Raw genomic sequence first — 16897 nt, forward strand, 5'->3', positions numbered from 1 at the left:
TACCCTTCGGGTCGGCCCGGGCGTACGGAACTCCCCGAGCCGACCCTTCGGTTCTGACAGAATTCGACACATCCGTCGTCGTGCCGGTCCTGCCGGTCCACTGCATGTCCTCCCGGGTTTATTCCAGCAGGTAGACATCCCCGATCGCGGACCGAAAACCGAGCGTCTCGGACTTCGGTCCGCATACGCCGCCCCGCCCCCGCTCAGCCCCCCGCAGCGCCCTCCGCGCCCGTCGCCCCCTTCGTTCCCTCCCCGTCCACGACCCCCGTGACAATCCCGCGGATCGTCTCCAGTGGCAGTTTGGGGGTGCCGTCCGGGAAGAGCAGGCCGTTCGTCTCCTGTGCGGTGTCCATGAACTGCGTGTAGCAGAAGCCCGCGACCAGCGGGCTCTTCCGCAGTTCGCCGAAGAGGGCGCCGAGCAGTTCCGCGTACTGGGTGCCCGAACTGGTCTGCGTGTAGAAGAAGTCGTCGTCGCCGCCCCCCAGCGAGAGGCCGCCGAACTCCGTGATCATCAGCGGTGCTTCACCCGCGGCGAAGCGCTCGGTCTGCCGCTCGGAGAGGGAGACCACGCGGCCCTGCGGGCCACCGCCCGCCAGCACCGCCGCGAAGCCCTTCGCATCTCCGTAGCGCTCCTTCAGCAGAGCCGCGTCGCCGGCGTAGTCGTGGACGCCCAGGATGTCGCTGTCGGTGTGCTCCCAGCCCTCGTTGGACAGCACCGGGCGCGTCGGGTCCAGGGCCCGGGTCAGGGCGGCCAGGGCCGTCGAGTACTGCTGCTGCGCCGGGTCGTGCGCGATGTCGGAGAGGCCCCAGCTCTCGTTGAAGGGCACCCAGGTGACGATCGACGGGTGGCTGCGGTCGCGCCGCACCAGGTCCAGCCACTCACGCGTGAGCAGTTCGACGGCGTCCGTGCCGAATTCGTACGCCGCGCCCGTCTCGCCCCAGACGAGCAGGCCGAGCCGGTCGGCCCAGTACAGGAACCTCGGATCCTCGGCCTTCTGGTGCACGCGGACCGCGTTGAAGCCCATCTCCTTGATCAGCTCGACCTCGCGGCGCAGTTCGGCGGTACCGCTGTTCGCGAGCAGGGTCCGCGGCCGGTAGCCCTGGTTCAGTACGGAACGCACGTAACAGGGACGGTCGTTGAGCAGGAAGGCACCGCCCCCGACGCCCGCGCTGCGCAGGCCCAGATAGCTGTCCACGCTGTCGGTGGTGTGGGCGGTGTCGGTGGTGTGGGCGGTGTCGGCGCACTCGGGCGTTCCGGGGTCGCGCACGGTGACCCGGGCGTCCACCAGGGTGGGCGATTCCGGGCTCCACCACAGGGCTTCCCGGTCGATGCCGTTGCGCAGGGCCGGGATCGCGATGTCGATCCGGGTGCGGCGGCCGGTGGTCACGGTGGAGGTCTCGGCCAGCACGCGGTCGCCGACGCGGAGCACGATGTCGACCGTGAGCGGCCGGGGCAGCGGCCGGGCGAGGACGAGCTCGGCCACGACTCCGCGCTGGGGGTCGGGGATCCAGGCGAGGTCGGTGATGTGCTGGTCGGGGACCGTCTCGGTCCAGACGCTCTGCCAGATCCCGGTGGTCCGCTCGTACCAGACGGCGTGCGGCCGCTCCTGCCAGTCCTGCTTGCCGCGCGGTACGGAGAGGTCGGCCGGGTCGTCCTCGGCCCGTACGACGAGTACGTGCTCGGTGGCGCCCGGCCGCATCGCGTCGGTCACGTCGGCGGTGAACGGGGTCTGGCCGCCCACGTGTTCGGCCACCAGCCGGCCGTCCAGCCAGACCCGGGCGCGGTGGTCGACCGCACCGAAGTGGATCAGCGTGCGGCCACTGGAGGAAGCGGCCGGGACCAGCGTCTCGTGGGCGATGCGGCGGCGGTACCAGACGATCGGGTGCGGCGCGGTCTCACCTATCCCGGAAGCGGGCGCCTCGGGCGGGAAGGGGACGGTGATCTCCCGGTCGAATCCGCCGGCGAGGTGACCGGCGTCGCCGGAGAACCACGACTCTCGCTCGCCCGCGTCGGCGTCGTCGTACCCGAAGTCCCAGGTGCCGTCCAGGCTGTTCCACTGCTCACGGCACATGAGCGGCCTCGGATACGTGCCCTCCTGCTCGCTCGCCCTCACGGCTCCTCCTTCTTCTGCCTCACCGGCCATCGGGTTTCGTACAATCGAATTCCGCTCATCATGAGTGAACCTTTGCATCGATGCAAGGAACAGCGGAAAGCCCGAACCAGGCACGAACAGCAGCACAGCAACGAACAGCAGCACAGCAGCACAGCAACGCACGACCGCCGGCCACCACCGGCGGGAACCGACCGAGAGGGACGCGCCGGTGGGCAGGGTACGGATGCGGGACGTGGCCGAGCACGCCGGTGTATCGGTGCGGACCGTGTCCAACGTGGTCAGCGGCTACACACACGTCAGCCCGGAGATGCGCGCCCGCGTGCAGCACTCGCTGGACGCGCTGGGCTACAAGATGGACTACCTGGCCCGCGGCCTGCGTTCGGGCCGCACCGGGTTCGTCGCGCTGGCCGTGCCCTTCCTCGCCGAGCCGTACTTCGCCGAGCTGGCCCAGGCCGTCATCCGCGCCGCGGCCCGGCGGGGCATCACGGTGCTGGTCGAGTCGACGGAGGGCGACACCGAGACGGAGCGGCGCATCCTCGCGGGCGGCCTGACCAATGTGGCCGACGGCGTCCTGTTCAGCGCCCTGACCGTGCCGGCCGCCGACGTCGCAGCCAGCGCTCCGGACTTTCCGCTGGTCATGCTCGGCGAACACGATGTCGGCGCCCGCTTCCCGCGCGTCGGGATCGACAACGTGGCCGCCGCCCGCACCGCCGTGGAACACCTCGTGGAGCAGGGCTGCCGCCGTATCGTCGCGCTCGGCCGGAACGGCAGCGAGAACGGCCGCCAGCGCGTCGAGGGCTACCGGCAGGCCCTGTCGGCAGCCGGGGTGCGGCGGGTGAACTGGCTGGTCGAGCCGGTCAAGGACTGGAACAGGGCCCAGGGTTACGAGGCCGTGCGGCAGCTCCTGGAAGGCAGCGGCCCCCTGCCGGACGCGATCTTCGCCTTCAACGACGCGCTGGCCGTCGGCGCCCTGCACGCGCTGAACGCCTCCGGCGTCCGGGTGCCCGACGACGTCGCCCTGGCGAGCATCGACAACGTCCCGGAGTCGGCGTACACCCACCCGCCGCTCACCTCGGTCGCCCCCGATCTGGACGTCATCGCGGAGCGCGCCCTCACCCTGCTCGACGAGCAGATCAACCGGAAGCCGGACAAGGGAAACACCGGCCCGGATTCAGGTGATGCTCCCGCCCGGCGGGAGTCGACGCCCTTCCGGCTGGTCGTCCGCGAGTCCTCGCAGCGCCTGCGTACGAGCTGACCCCGGCCCTCCACCGCCTTCACCTGTACCGATAGCTGCACCGATAGCTGCACCGATAGCTGCACCAAACAGCCGTACCGATCTATTGCATCGATGCAAATCGTATGCCAAGGTCTCGGCCATCGAGTTCACATCGAATTGACGAGGTGAATACCCTTATGAGCGGAGCGATGGCGCGCCGGCGCTTCCTGGCTCTCGGCGGCGGTCTGGCCCTGGCCGGCGGGCTGTCCGCGTGCTCATCCCCGCTGGCCTCCGGACTGACGGGTTCTCAGCCGAACACCGCCGACGTCATCTTCTGGAACCTGTTCACCGGCGGCGACGGCGCCAACATGACGCTGATGGAGAACTCCTTCCGCAGGACGCATCCCGGAACGACGGTCGAGGCGACCATCCTGGGCTGGGGAAACCCCTACTACACCAAGCTGGCCCTGGCGACGGCGAGCGGTACCCCGCCCGACGTCGGTATCTCCCATCTGTCCCGGCTGCCGCTGCTCGCGGCCTCGGGCCTGCTGGAGCCGGTGGCCGAAACGGGCGTCACCGAACTGGGCGTCACCCCGGACCGGTTCACCCCGGCGGCCTGGAAGAAGGCCACCGTGAACGGCACGGCGTACGCGGTGCCGCTGGACACCCACCCGTTCGTGCTCTTCTACAACGTCGCCCTGGCGAAGAAGGCCGGCCTGCTCAACGACGCTGGTGACGGGCTGAAACCGATGAAGGGCAGGGCCGCCTTCACCGACGCGGTCAAGGCGATGAAGGAGGCGGGCGCGCAGTACGGCGCCGCCATGTCCATCACCGCCGACCCGTCCACCGCCTGGCGCTGGTTCAGCATGATCTACTCCGGCGTCGCGGGCCCCGTCGTCACCGGCTCCGGCACCACGATCGACATCGACGCCGATGCGATGCAGGAGACGTTCGACTTCATGCAGAGCCTGACCGGGCCCGGCCTGATGCCGAGCAGCCTCAACGGGTCGGGCGCGAACGCCCTGTTCAGCACCGGAAAGGCAGGGTTCCTCTTCGACGGGGAGTGGCAGATCCCCTCGTACCGGCTCGTCAAGGGCCTGGACTTCAACGTGGTGCCCTTCCCCGCCCTGCTCGGTCCTGAACCGGTGGCGTACGCGGACTCGCACGCGCTCGTCGTGCCGCGCAACCCGAAGCGCTCCCCCGCACGGACCGCGCACGCGGCGCAGTTCATCAAGAGCCTGCTCGACAACAGCGCCACCTGGGCGCACGGCGGCCATGTGCCGGCCTGGCTCCCCAGCCAGCGCAGCAAGGCGTTTCTCGGGCAGTCCCCGCAACGCAACTACGTACAGGCGGCGTTCAACGCCCAGTACGACCCCGTCGCCTGGTACACCGGCGCCGGTTCGGACTTCCAGAACACCGTGGGTGCGACCGTCATCGAGGTCCTCGCGGGGCGGCTCGGGCCGAAGAAGGCGGTCGCCGCCATGCGGGCGGATCTGAAGCGCTACACCACGGCCCGACCACCGGTGACGATGAAGTAGGAGGCAGTTCCATGACGACCGTCGCCTCGACGCGGCCGGCCCGGCGCCCAGCACCCGTGCGGACGGCGCGCGGCCGGCCGCCCCGCTCCGACCGGCGGGCGGGCCTGCTGCTCAGTACCCCGTTCCTGGTCGTCTACCTGCTGTTCCTGGGCGGCCCACTGCTGATGGGCATCGTGCTGAGCTTCTTCAACACGACCACCGTCAAGGACGGCCTCGGCGACTGGGTGGGGGTGTCCAACTACACCCAGGTGCTGCGGGACTCCCTCTTCTGGGACGCCATGTGGCACTCGGTGCTGTTCACCCTGATCACCACCCCGCTGCTGGTGGTCCTCGCGCTGCTGTTCGCCGTCCTCGCGTCCCGGATCCGGCGCGGCCGGGTCTTCTACCGGCTGGCGTTCTTCGCGCCGTACGTGGTGCCGTCGTCCGTGGTCGCCCTGATCTTCCTGTGGATGTACACACCCCAGGTCGGGCTGCTCCCCAAGCTGTTCGGCGCCGTCGGCCTGCCGGTGCCCGACTTCATCGGCAGCACGTCGGGCGGCTGGACCGCGGTCATCCTGATGACGCTGTGGTGGACGTTCGGCTTCAACTTCGTCCTCTACACGGCCGCGATCCAGGACGTACCGCCGGATGTGTACGAGGCCGCCGCGATCGACGGGGCGAGCCCCTGGCAGCAGATCCGGCTGATCACCGTGCCGCTGCTGCGCCCGACCACCGGGCTGGTGCTGATCCTCCAGATCCTGGCCTCGCTGAAGGTCTTCGACCAGATCTACCTGCTTCTCGGCGGCGGCCCCGACCAGTCGACGCGGCCGGTCATCGAGTACATCTACGACACCGGATTCACCTCCTACCGGGGTGGCTACGGCGCCGCCGCCACCATGGTCTATTTCGTCATCATCGTCGCGATCTCGACAGCCTGGTACGTGCTGCGCCGCCGGTCCGCGACCCCGGCCGCGCCCCGCACCGCGGCCTGAGCGGAGGACACCTTGAGCAGCATCACCCAGCCGCGGCCCGCCGGCGCCGGGGGACCGGCCGCATCGACCGGCTCGCACCCACCGCCCGGCGTCAACGGCGCGAAACTCTTCAACCGGCTCTGCGCCGTCTGTCTCACCCTGTTCGCGCTGATCTGGCTCGTCCCGTTCGCGTGGGCGCTCATCACCTCGCTGCGGCCGGACGGCTCGATCACCGCGAACCCGACGTCGCCCTTCGCCGGGGGCTGGTCCCTGCACGCGTACTCGTACGCCTGGGACACCTATCCGATCGGCTCCTGGTACCTCAACAGCCTGGTCATCGGGGTCCTCGCGGTGGTCTTCACCGTGGCGTTCTGCTCGATGGCGGGCTTCGCCCTGGCCTTCCTCCGCTTCCCCGGCCGGAACGTCCTCCTGGCGCTGGTCACGGCGGGGCTGATGCTGCCGACCGAGGCGCTGATCCTGCCGCAGTTCATCGAGTACCGGTCGCTGCATCTGCTCGGCACCTACTGGGCGCTGGTCCTGCCTTCGGTGGCCGCGCCGGTGTCGGTCTTCATCTTCCAGGCGTTCTTCAAGGGCATCCCGGTCCCGCTGATCGAGGCCGCGCGCATCGACGGGGCGAGCTGGTGGCGGGTCTACTGGACGATCTGTATGCCGATCTGCCGTCCGGCGGTCTCGACGGTGTCGATCCTGACGTTCATCAACTCGTGGAACGCGTTCCTGTGGCCGCTGCTCGTCCTGAACCAGACCAAGTCGCAGACGATCCCGGTGGGTCTGGCGTCCCTGGTCAACAACAGCAACATCCAGTACGCGGAGGTCATGGCGTCGTCGGTGCTCGGATTCCTGCCGCTGATCGCGGTGTTCCTGGTCTTCCAGCGGCGGATCGTGCAGGGCGTGGCGACCACCGGGATCAAGTAGCGGGCGGGGAACCGGGATCCGGGGCCGGCGCCGGCGCCGGGTCTCCGGCTCCGGTGCCGTCGGCGCCCAGGACCAGCTCCGCGAGCCGGAGGTACGCGTTCACGGTGGCCGCCCGCAGCCAGCCGAGCTCCCACCCGGGCGACTGCAGCGCCGTGTCGAAGGGGACGTGCACCACCTGGCCGGGGTCCACGCCGAGCCGCCCGGCGAAGGAGGCGGGCAGCCGCCGGCCGGACGACCCGCCGACCTCGGCGGCCACCACGACCGCCTCGCTCGCCATCCGCTCGTGCCCCGCCTCCCGTACGTCGTCGAGGGTCCGCACCGCAGCGTCGAGGAACCAGTCCGCGGTGCCGCAGCAGAGGACCAGCCGGTCGGTGTGATCCAGGACCACCTGGGCCGAACGGTCGAGCCGCAGCCGGGACCAGTCGGTCAGCACACAGGAGTAGTGCCGAGCGGTCTGCGCCAGCACCCGGGCGTACTCGTGTGCGTGCGCCGGATTCTGGCTGAAGTGCCCCCCGCGGTGGGCCATCACTTCGAGGCCGGACGGCAGCCGGGTGGTGAGGGCGCGGATCTCCGCGTACGAGGGGGTGGGTTCGAGCGCAGCCAGATCACGTACGACGGCCTCGTTGCGCCGGGTGAGGAAGGCGTCGAGCGACCCCTCGGACGCGGCGCCGTCGAGGGCCAGGACCGGCTCGGCGCGTACGGAGGCGAGCAGCGAGCCGAGCACCATCGTCGCCGTGGCCCGCCCGCTGTAGTGGTAGGCGCCGGCCAGGGTCACCCGCCTGCTGTACGGCAGTGGCCTGCGCAGCCGCTCCAGGCGCGCCAGCGTCTCGCGGCGGGCGGACCCGAAGCGCGGCAGTCGCAGCCCGCTCCCCGCCGGCCGCTGTTCGTTCTCGTCCCGGGGCGGGTCGAGCGGCACCCGCGCCGACGGCCGGTGGCTGCCGGTGGCGAGCGGGGCGGGGCCTTCGGCGCCGCCGCGCTGGAGCCGCACCCTGGCGACGTACCGGGCCAGGAGTTCGGCGACCTCGCTCGCCGCGGGACGCCGCGCCGGATCCACGTCGAGGCAGCGCAGCACCAGGTCGCGCAACTGGTCCCAGGCGCCGCCCTGCCACAGGTGCATCCCTTCCGGCAGGCCCGGCAGCTCATAGCCCACCTTGCTGCTGATGAGCTGGAGCAGCTCGCCGAGGGAGCGCATGTTGTCCTCGCGGGTGGGGACCGGTCCCGACCCCGCATACACCCCGTCGACCGCACAGTCCGAGAGATCCGCGAGCACCACGGAGCGGCGCAGGACGAACACACTGTCGGCACTGAGGTCGGCGAGCACGATGCCGTTCACATGGCACACGCTGAGGGCGTTCGCGAGGTAGCAGGCGACGAGCAGCCCGCGCAGGATGTCGAAGGGAGCGGTGTAGCCCCGCACGGCCTGCGCGTAGATGTCCCCGAGGCGCGGGGGCTGCGCGGCCGGCGAGTCCGCGTCCGCGATCGGCGTCATCGCGAGCCAGCGCGGCGAGTCCCGGAGCCCGTCGGCGAGCAGGACGGGTGCGCACTGCCCCTGGAGCCGGCGGAGCACCTCGGCCTCCACGTCGATCAACCGGCCGTTGGACGCGGGGAGATCGGGGCGCGGTATCCGCAGCACGGCCTCCTCGCCCTCTGGATCGACTCCCCGGTAGACGACCGTGCGGCGCCCGCGGCGACGGCCGCGCAGCTCGTACCCGCCGAGCCGGCGCGGGTCGTCGTCGGTGAGCGGTTCCCAGTGGTCGGCGTCGGGGCCTTCGGGCTCGCGCTCAGGGCCCGGGGTGGACGCCGGGTCGCCGAACGAGACACCGAACCGGCTGAGCAGCCGCCGCTCGACGCTGGTGAACGGCTGGTGCGAGCCGGGCAGCTGGGCGGAGCCTTCCGGATGGGCCAGCCAGGCCGGGAAGTCGGGCGAGTTTCCGGCGAGTTCCCCGAGGCGGCGTCCGATCCGGCGGCTGGTGTGCAGGAGTTCGGCCTGCGGGACCGCGTCGAGCAGTACGGCCTTGGTCTCGTCGGAGAAGTCGAAGACCCGGTGCTTGGCGGGCAGCGGACCTGGTACGGGCGCCGGATGCGGGCGTACGAGCCCACCGAGGAACACCTCCGCGAGGTCGGACGTACCGGCCTTCCAGGGCACCGCGCTCTGCACCAGCCGCATCACCGGTACGGACAGCGGGGAGACCGCCGCGAGATGGGCCGCGAGGCGGTACGCCTCCGGGGTGGCCGCGTCGCGGAAGTGCTGGACGCTGCTGAGGTCCCGGGAGGGGGCCACGGCCCCGAACCGGCCGGGCCCGGCCAGCAGCGGCAGCTCCACGGTGGTGCCCGGCGAGGCGAGCAGCCGCGCCCAGTCCCGCAGCGAGCGGGCCGTCGGCTCAAGGACGGGCACCGGCACCCCGTCGAAGTCGGCGAGCCCCGGAGGCAGTACCGGATCCGCGATCTCCCAGGAGGTGTTGGCGCCACCGATGCGCCGGGTGGTGGCCCGCCAGCTCTCGGCGGATATGCCCGACGCCTCCCACATGTCGGGCGGCAGGGTGTGCAGCACCGCGACCGGGCCGCGCGCCGCCCGCACGGCCAGCAGCTCGTGCATCGTGCCGGACCGCCAGGCGGCGCCCATGCCGTCGCTGACGACCAGCAGGAGGGTACGGCCCGACGGGTCGTTCACGATGCTCAGCGGCAGCTCGGCGCCGTCCGTACGGAACGGCCGGGCGTGCAGCCGCGGTTGGTGCGGAGTACGGGTGTCGAGACCGAGTACGCGGATGGTGGCGAAGGCGCCCAGCCGTTCCAGCAGGGCGCGCAGCTCCGCACCGAGGCGGTGCCACAGCAGCATGGACAGACCGTCGTCGACGAGCAGGACGAGGTTCAGCCAGCGCTCGCGCACCGGCCGCTGCACCACGTCGGCGAGCCGGGTCTCGGCGAGTCCGGCCGCCGTGCGCTCCTCGTCGATCTCGGTGCGGTGCCGGCTGTCCCGTCTGCGGCGCAACGGCCGCAGCGCCCGGCCGAGTTCGAGCTCGTCGGCGAGTGCCTTGTCCTCGGGGATCCGCAGCGGCATCGCCCTGCGCGGCCGCGGGCCCGGCTCGGGCGGGCGCGTTCCGGGCGCGGGGCCCTGGCGGGCCGCCGCGTACAGGGCCGGGGTGGTGAGGTCGGGCAGATCCGGGTCGTCGGCCTCCGGTACGGGCTGCCGCGGGCCGCCCGCCTCCGGTCCGGAGTCCGGCGGCTCGGGGGGCGGCGGTGCGGCGGGCTCGTCCCGGTGGAGCGGCGCGTGTTGGCCCGCGGGCAGCCTGCGGGCCAGCCAGAGCACGTCGAGGACCTGGTCCGCGTCCAGGTCGTGACCGCAGGCGGACAGGACCCGCAGCGCGTCGGCGAGCGGGCCGCCGGGGGTGGCTGCCGCCCCCGGACCCGCCGCCGCCTCCGGATCGCCCGCCGTGGTCACATCGCCCCGGTGAGCTGATGCAGTACGGCGTCCAGCAGCCCTTCAGCGTCCAGGTCGATACCGCCCGCTCGCAGGAACACGGCGTTGAGCAGCTGGTCGGTGGCGAGTTCGCCCGGGGCCCGGCGGCGCAGGAAGACCTCGATCAGGTCCTCGGCCTCCCGCAGCGCCTCCTCGCCGAGGTGCGCGGCGACGATGGCACGCAGCCGCTCCTCGTCGGGCACCGGCAGGTCGAGCCGGACGCAGCGGCGCAGGAACGCGGGCGGGAAGTCGCGCTCGCCGTTGCTGGTGATCACCACGACGGGGAACTCGGCGCACTGGACGAGCCCCTGGTGCACCCGGACCGTGCCCCGGTGGTCCAGGTTCTGCACCTCCACGTCGGCCATGTCCTCCGGGAGCCGGGTCAGCTCCGCGATGTCGAAGACGCCCTCCTCGAAGACGGTGAGCAGGTCGTTGGGCAGATCGACGTCGCCCTTGTCCATCTCGTCGATGAGCAGGGCGCGCGGGGTGGACGACGGCACCAGGGCGGTGCCGAGCGGGCCGAGCCGGATGAACGTACCGATGGACGGCTCGCGTTCGCCGCGGTCCCGGCTCAGCGTCGTCTCGCGCAGCCGGCCGATCGCGTCGTACTGGTAGAGGGCGTCCTTCACGGTGGAGCGGCTGTTGACGGGCCAGCGCAGCAGCTCCCCCAGCCGCAGTTCGTGCGCGATGGCGCGGGCCAGCGACGACTTGCCGGTGCCTGCGGGGCCGGTCACCAGCAACGGACGGCGCAGGTGCAGCGCCGCGTTGACGACGTCGGCGTGCCGGGGCTCGATCAGATACGGCAACTCGGGGCGCATCGACCGTACGGGCGTGAAACGCCGCCAGGGCGGGGCCGACGGGAGGGCGATGGCCCGGGGCACGCCGTCGCCGCGGAAGAGCCGCCAGTCCGCGTCGGCACCACCTGCACCACCTGCACCACCTGCACCATCGGCAGGGGCACCGGCATCGGCGTCGGGAGCGGGACCGGGAGCGGATGTCATGTGCTCTCCTGTGGTTCGGTCAGGTGCAGTCGGGGCACGGTGCGGTCGGCGTCGGCCCAGGCGAGGACCGGGCGGCCGGGGAACTCGGGCGGACTGGCCATGGCGTTGGCCCGGTAGCCGCGCACCCCGTCGGGCAGCTCCCGGGTGGCGACGTCCGCCATGTGCTCGACGACATGTGACGCTCCGTCCCCACCGCGGTCCCACACCACCACAGGTATGCCCAGCGCGAGACAGATCTGCACGATGCCGTCACGCGGGCCGGGTGGTACGTCCACGGAGACGCGCACCGTGTCGAGTTGGTTGACAAGGGTGGAGTAGACGGCGTCACGGTCCATGGACTCCGAGACGACAATGGTCTTCCCCGAGTCGAGCCGGTTCCACCGGGTGCGCCAGTGGGACATGAACCGGCCGTGTCTGCGCAGGAGTTCGGGGCAGTGCACGACCAGCGGGTACTCCACGCCGAGCACCCCCGGCACGATCTCGTCCGGGTCCCGCGCCTCCCACTCGTCCACGGGCAGGTTCAGGCTGCCACGGTCCACCAGCACCTCGACCAGGGGCGGCCGTTCGTCCCCGTCCGGTGGCCTGAGCGAGTCCAGTACGCGCAGCACCTCGCGCGCCGCCTCCGACGCCGAGTACGACACGGCGCTGTCCGTCGACACCTGCCGGGGCCCGGCCCCCTCGTCGCACCAGCTCCGCAGGTGGTGGCGGCCCGGCTCCGCCCGTGTCACCTGCACCAGGACGCGCACCCGCGCGGAGCGCTCGCGCACGGAGCGCACCCACTCCTGGGCATCGGCCCGGCGCTCGCCGAGCGCAGGCCGCGGGATACCGAGGCGCTGGGCCACCCCGTCCGCCCACATCCGCAGCTGCGCCCGCCGGGGCCCGGTGCTCAGCGCACCGACGTACTCCATGACGCGCAGCAGCGCCGGGACCCGGCGTTCCCGGCCGGTGGAGTGACCGTCGCCCGGCAGCACCTCCAGATGGTCGAGGAGCTCGTCCAGGGAGTCTCCGCCGGGCTGGGCCGCCAGATGCGGCAGCGCGGCGCGCACCGCCTCCGGGAACCGGTCGAGCACGGCCCGGTCCATGGCCCGCAGATGCTTGCGCAGTGCGGTGTACTCCTGCGGGGACAGCAGCCTGGGCGCGCGCGAGAGGCTGCCCGCCGCGAGCAGCCGGTCGGCGGCTTCCGGGGTGTCGCGGCGCATGATCCCGGAGAGGGCCGCCAGGGCGCGCGGGTGCGTGAGGAGGAACGCCGCGAACTCCTCGGGGGTGGGCGGGGTGACGCCGCTGCCGTTCGGGATGCCGCACGCGGTGGCCAGCCGCTGGGCGCGGTCGATGCGCTCGCTCATCACCGGCAGGAGTTCCACGATCGCCTCCGTCAGCAGCAGGAAGGCGGGGTCCTCCATGTCGAGGGGTGCGGGGAGCACCGCGTCGAGGATGCCCAGGGGGCGCAGTTCGGCCTCGACGCGCTGCCAGGGGACGGCCCAGCTGCGCCGCACGAGATGCTGGGGGCTGTACGGGAGCGGGGCCCCGGTGCCGGGGTCGCGCGGCGGCATGAAGTGCGCGACGACCAGGCCGACGACGGCCCGCTCGTGCCGGCACCAGAGCGGTCCGCCGCTGTAGCCCGGGCCGACCGGCATGCCGCTGAGCTCGCCGTCCAGGTAGCCCAGGGAACGGTGGAGCGAGGCGACGGTGAGGCGGGCGAGGGTGGCGGCCCGGCCGCCGCCGTGCCAGGCCCCCACCTCCTGGCCGACCGCCATGGCGGCCCGGCCGGCGGCGGGCAGGCCCCCGGCGGGCCCGTCGACGCGCAGCACCGCGAGGTCGCCCAGCCACTCGTCGTCGCCCCTGCGCACCGCGCCGCCGTCCCGGCCGCGTGGCGGGATCCAGTGCGCCACCCGCGCGGGGTACCGGTACCACCGCACCGCGTCGCGCAGCTCCACGGGAATCTCACCGGACCCCGGCGACCGGAACTCGAACATGTCGCGTCCCAGGGCGTCGTTGACGACGTGGGCGCAGGTCAGCACGGTGTCGGCGCCGAGTACGAAGCCCGCTCCTGCGGCCTTGTCGCCCTCGGCCCGCAGTACGGACACGACGTGGAGGGACGGGTCGTCGTCGTCCACGTCCCCCGCGGAGCGGAACCACCCCACGCTCACTCCCCGTCGGACGTCGGGGCTGCGGCCGGGGCGGAGTTGGCGGGCGGGGCAGCGGGAGCGGAGTTCGTGGCGGGGGCGGAGTGGGCGGTGGAGTTGGTGGCGGGCTTCCAGCTGGCGGTGACGGTGAGATGGGCCTGCCCGTTGGAGCCCACGATCCCGAACTTGAGGTCCTGGCCGACCTGCACGCCGAAGGTCACGCTCAGCTCCGTGGGCGGCTCGGGCGCTGAGGAGACGGCGTGGTGCACCTCTTGGAGCAGCGGACCCAGCGGCTTGAACACCCCGCGCAGGGCCCCGGCCGCGAAGTTGGCGACGGCCCGGCCGCCCGCGGCCACCGGCACGGCCTGCCCCATGCCTTCCGGGAGGTCACGGTCGGGGGCGGCAGGTGCGGGGTCCGCGCCCTCGACGGGGGTGAGCAGGAAACGGACCGGCGTACCGTCGTCGAGTTCGAGGTCAGGCGTAGTAGACACGTGCACATTGTCGCCAGTCGAACGCGTCCGGGGTGCACCGAACCGGTAACTCGGTTACCTGATCGGTGCATTGGGTGTTGCGCATGATCGAGCCGGCCCCTTCGCGCCGGCGCCAGTCCGCGCCCGGGATCTCCCGCCACCACGGTGTCGTCGCCACGGGACGCGTGCCGCGCATACCGTGGGGCAGGAGCCCCGCGCGAATACGAACGCCGGTTGGCGAGCAGACACTGGGCCTGGGAGACGTGCAGAGGGGGACCTTGCGTACCGGCCCCTCACCGTCGCGGCCTCGCGGCTCGCGGAACAGCACGAACGCTGATGGATCACGCCAGGTTCACCGGTGCGCCGCTCGTGCGGCTGCGGTGGGCGGCCTCGACGATCGCGACGATGTCGAGCACCTCCGCCTCGGGGACATTGGGGGTGCCGGTGCGGCAGGCGTCGACGATCGAGGTGAGCAGCCCGGTGAGCATGGGCGGTCCGGCCTCGATGGTGAACTCCGCTGCTCCGCCGGGACCGCTGACGCGCCCCGTCGTGAGCGGTGACCACCGTTCCTCGCCGCCGAGGGTCGCCGTCCGCCCGTCCGGCCAGGTCAGCGTGACCCTTTCGCCGGTCGAGGCGTCGACTTGTGCGCATCCCGGTCCGAGCGCCGCGACCGCGAGGTCGACCAGGTGCACGCCGTACCAGGCCAGGAACGGATGTCCGGGCTGGGTGGGCAGCGGGCCGGTCAGGTCGACGCGGTCGGGCCGGCCCCGGTTGGCGGCGCGGCGGAACTCGGGCGTGAAGCGCTTCGGCGAGCCCGCCAGCGGCAGACACCCGTGGACACCGGCCGTCGCCAGCATGGCCCTGGCGTCCTCAGAGGTGAGAGCGAAGCGCGTGTCGACGTAGACCGGCTTGCCGAACGGAGCCAGCCGGGTGAAGTGGTCCGCGTGGGTGCGGGCGTCGGAGGCGACGACGAGCAGAGCGTCGCAGCCCTCGGCGACCTGCTCAGGGGTGGCGTACAGCGGGACCCCGAGTTCTGTCACCTCCCGGGCGAAGGAGTCGATGCGGCCCCGGCCGAGCGGGAAGTCCGCGGCCACCATGCCCTTCCAGGCCGCGGCGATCGTGCCGCCCGGCACGTTGCCGTTGACACCGTCGCCGAACAGGCGCGTGAAGGACGGCGCGTGCGGGGAGTCGAGGCCGATGAGTCCGAGGCGCAGCGGCGGTTCCGGCGATCGGGGCGTCATCCCTTCACCCCCGAGGACGTGACGCCGGCGACAATGTGCCGCTGCAGCACGATGAAGATCACGAAGCAGGGGATGAAACTGACGAAGGCGGCGGACATGATGCTCGGCGTCGACACGGTCTCGGTGTGCAGCGTGGCGAGCCCGACGGTCAGCGTGCGGGTCTCGTCGGTCTGGCCCACGACCAGCGGCCACAGCAGGTCGTTCCAGTGCCACAGGAAGACGAAGATGGCGAGCGTGGCCAGCACCGGCCGGATCAGGGGCAGCACGATCCGCGCGAAGGTGCGCCATTCCCCCGCTCCGTCGATGCGTGCCGCGTCGAACAGCTCGTCGGGCAGGTCGCGGACGAACTGCCGGATGAGGAACACGGCCTGTGCGTTGGCGAGGGTGGGCATGATCAGGCCCCAGAGCGTGTTCACCCCGTTCATGCGGGCGACGAGGATGAACGTGGGGATGAGCGTCGCCTGCATCGGCACCATGAGAGTGGCGACGATCGCCCACAGCACGGCGTTGCGGCCCGGGAAGCGCTTGCGTACCAGGGCATAGGCGGCCATCGACGCGGTGAGCAGGATGACCACCACCGAGACGACGGAGTAGATGAAGGAGTTGAGCAGCCAGAGCGGGAAGTCGCCGACCTGGAAGATGCGGGTGATGTTGTCGAGGGTCAGCGAGTCGGGCAGCGCGTCCGGCAGCGTGGGGGCGTCCTCAGGCGAAAGGGCCAGGACGGCAACGGCGAGCAGCGGGCCTACCGTGAACAGCGACATGAGGGTCAGCAGGAGGGCCGCGACGCGCCGGCTGCGGTGCGTGGGGCTCCCGCGTCGCGTGCCGAGGGTGGTGGACGGGGAGGTCACTTGGCGTCCTTCCTTTCGACGAAGTGCCGCTGGATGAGGGAAAGGATCAGCACGATGGCGAAGAGCACCATGCCGATGGCCGCCGCGTAGCCGAAGTCGAGGTACTTGAAGCCCTCGTCGTAGAGGAAGTAGATGAGGCTGTAGCTGGCCCTGTTGGGGCCGCCGCCGGTCATGACGTAGATGGTGTCGAAGACCTGGAAGCCGACGATCGTCTCGATCACGAGGACGAAGAACAGCACGGGCTTGAGCAGCGGCAACGTCACGTGCCAGAAGGCCTGCAGGCTGCTCGCCCCGTCGATGCGGGCCGCCTCGTGCACCTCCGCGGGCTGGGCCTTCAGGCCGGCGAGGAAGACGAGCATGGAGTAGCCGAAGCCCTTCCACACCGACACCATGGCGAGGCAGCCGATCACCAGCCACTGGTCCCCGGACAGGAAGGGCACCGTGCCGGCACCGAGTCCGCGCAGCGCGGCGTTCAGCGGTCCGTCGGTGTCGAAGATCCAGGACCAGATGATGCCGGCCATGACGAAGGAACTCAGGTAGGGCACGAAGAGCAGGGCGCGGAATGTGCCGGTGAAGCGCACCAGCGTGTTCAGCAGCAGCGCGCCGCCCAGGGACACGGCGATGGTCAGCGGCACGAAGATGACGACGTAGACGGCGGTGGCCGTGAGCGACTGCCAGAAGTTCGGGTCGGAGAAGAGGCGTTGGTAGTTCTGCGTCCCGAGCCAGGACACGTCGCCGTTGAGCCGGTACTGCGTCAGGCTCATGGCGCCCGCACCCGCGATGGGGAGGAACTTGAACAGGCCGAAGATGACGAGTGTCGGAAGGACGAACAGGATGCCTGCGACCGCTTCGCGACGGTGGGCCGCACGGCTGCCGGCAGAGGTCTTCACCGCGGCCGGGCGGGACGCCGCTCGGCTGTCGGGTGCTGTTCTGGTGGGTGTGCGCACGGGCATGGCGGCCAATCGACGTGGCGGAGACGGTTCGGGAGCGGTGCGGCCTCTCTCGG

Annotated in this window: 12 protein-coding genes; 4 read left to right on the forward strand and 8 right to left on the reverse strand. The window is 71.7% G+C overall.

Annotated elements, in window-relative coordinates; genetic code table 11:
* Positions 1–203: 203 nt before the first annotated feature.
* Positions 204–2114, reverse strand: coding sequence for a glycoside hydrolase family 2 protein (locus OG385_RS13250; RefSeq protein WP_266854754.1), 1911 nt, complete (start codon positions 2112–2114; stop codon positions 204–206).
* Between the two features lie 223 nt (positions 2115–2337).
* Here OG385_RS13250 and OG385_RS13255 point away from each other — a divergent pair, with 223 nt between their 5' ends.
* The 4 genes from OG385_RS13255 to OG385_RS13270 all read left to right on the forward strand — a co-directional run bounded on the left by OG385_RS13255 (position 2338) and on the right by OG385_RS13270 (position 6751).
* Complete coding sequence (locus OG385_RS13255) at positions 2338–3369, forward strand: LacI family DNA-binding transcriptional regulator (RefSeq protein WP_266860825.1); 1032 nt, start codon at positions 2338–2340, stop codon at positions 3367–3369.
* Between the two features lie 158 nt (positions 3370–3527).
* Positions 3528–4868: an extracellular solute-binding protein gene (locus OG385_RS13260; protein WP_266854756.1), complete on the forward strand. Its 1341-nt coding sequence runs from the start codon at positions 3528–3530 to the stop codon at positions 4866–4868.
* Positions 4869–4879: 11 nt separating this feature from the next.
* Complete coding sequence (locus OG385_RS13265) at positions 4880–5839, forward strand: carbohydrate ABC transporter permease (protein WP_266854758.1); 960 nt, start codon at positions 4880–4882, stop codon at positions 5837–5839.
* A 12-nt stretch (positions 5840–5851) separates the two neighbouring features.
* Positions 5852–6751: a carbohydrate ABC transporter permease gene (locus tag OG385_RS13270; RefSeq protein WP_266854760.1), complete on the forward strand. Its 900-nt coding sequence runs from the start codon at positions 5852–5854 to the stop codon at positions 6749–6751.
* On the opposite strand, the gene OG385_RS13275 is transcribed toward OG385_RS13270, so the two are convergent.
* From OG385_RS13275 to OG385_RS13305, 7 genes are all read right to left on the reverse strand, one after another.
* A complete protein-coding gene (locus tag OG385_RS13275) occupies positions 6744–10190 on the reverse strand; it encodes an SAV_2336 N-terminal domain-related protein (RefSeq protein ID WP_266854761.1) in 3447 nt (1148 codons plus the stop codon). The two genes, OG385_RS13270 and OG385_RS13275, sit on opposite strands and share 8 nt — an antisense overlap.
* A complete protein-coding gene (locus OG385_RS13280; RefSeq protein ID WP_266854763.1) occupies positions 10187–11209 on the reverse strand; it encodes a MoxR family ATPase in 1023 nt (340 codons plus the stop codon). Before OG385_RS13280 ends, OG385_RS13275 begins: the two co-directional genes overlap by 4 nt.
* Entirely contained in the window at positions 11206–13350 is a 2145-nt protein-coding gene (locus OG385_RS13285; protein WP_266854765.1) for a trypsin-like peptidase domain-containing protein, read from the reverse strand. Before OG385_RS13285 ends, OG385_RS13280 begins: the two co-directional genes overlap by 4 nt.
* Before the next feature lie 2 nt (positions 13351–13352).
* Positions 13353–13823 carry a CU044_2847 family protein gene (locus OG385_RS13290; RefSeq protein WP_266854766.1) on the reverse strand — a complete coding sequence of 157 codons (471 nt, stop codon included), beginning with the start codon at positions 13821–13823 and terminating at the stop codon, positions 13353–13355.
* Positions 13824–14143: 320 nt separating this feature from the next.
* Complete coding sequence (locus OG385_RS13295) at positions 14144–15043, reverse strand: Gfo/Idh/MocA family protein (protein ID WP_266854768.1); 900 nt, start codon at positions 15041–15043, stop codon at positions 14144–14146.
* Entirely contained in the window at positions 15040–15891 is an 852-nt protein-coding gene (locus OG385_RS13300; RefSeq protein WP_266854770.1) for a carbohydrate ABC transporter permease, read from the reverse strand. Before OG385_RS13300 ends, OG385_RS13295 begins: the two co-directional genes overlap by 4 nt.
* Positions 15888–16844 (reverse strand): carbohydrate ABC transporter permease, encoded by a 957-nt coding sequence (locus tag OG385_RS13305; protein WP_266854771.1) that lies wholly within the window; start codon positions 16842–16844, stop codon positions 15888–15890. The genes OG385_RS13300 and OG385_RS13305 overlap by 4 nt, the downstream gene beginning before the upstream one ends.
* Positions 16845–16897: the final 53 nt, after the last annotated feature.

This window comes from Streptomyces sp. NBC_01306 (assembly GCF_026340465.1).
Lineage (GTDB): Bacteria > Actinomycetota > Actinomycetes > Streptomycetales > Streptomycetaceae > Streptomyces.

Coding starts and splice junctions, on each gene's coding strand:
- OG385_RS13255 (WP_266860825.1), top strand. CDS start 2,338: ATGCGGGACGTGGCCGAGCACGCCGGTGTATCGGTGCGGACCGTGTCC.
- OG385_RS13260 (WP_266854756.1), top strand. CDS start 3,528: ATGAGCGGAGCGATGGCGCGCCGGCGCTTCCTGGCTCTCGGCGGCGGT.
- OG385_RS13265 (WP_266854758.1), top strand. CDS start 4,880: ATGACGACCGTCGCCTCGACGCGGCCGGCCCGGCGCCCAGCACCCGTG.
- OG385_RS13280 (WP_266854763.1), bottom strand. CDS start 11,209: ATGACATCCGCTCCCGGTCCCGCTCCCGACGCCGATGCCGGTGCCCCT.
- OG385_RS13295 (WP_266854768.1), bottom strand. CDS start 15,043: ATGACGCCCCGATCGCCGGAACCGCCGCTGCGCCTCGGACTCATCGGC.
- OG385_RS13305 (WP_266854771.1), bottom strand. CDS start 16,844: ATGCCCGTGCGCACACCCACCAGAACAGCACCCGACAGCCGAGCGGCG.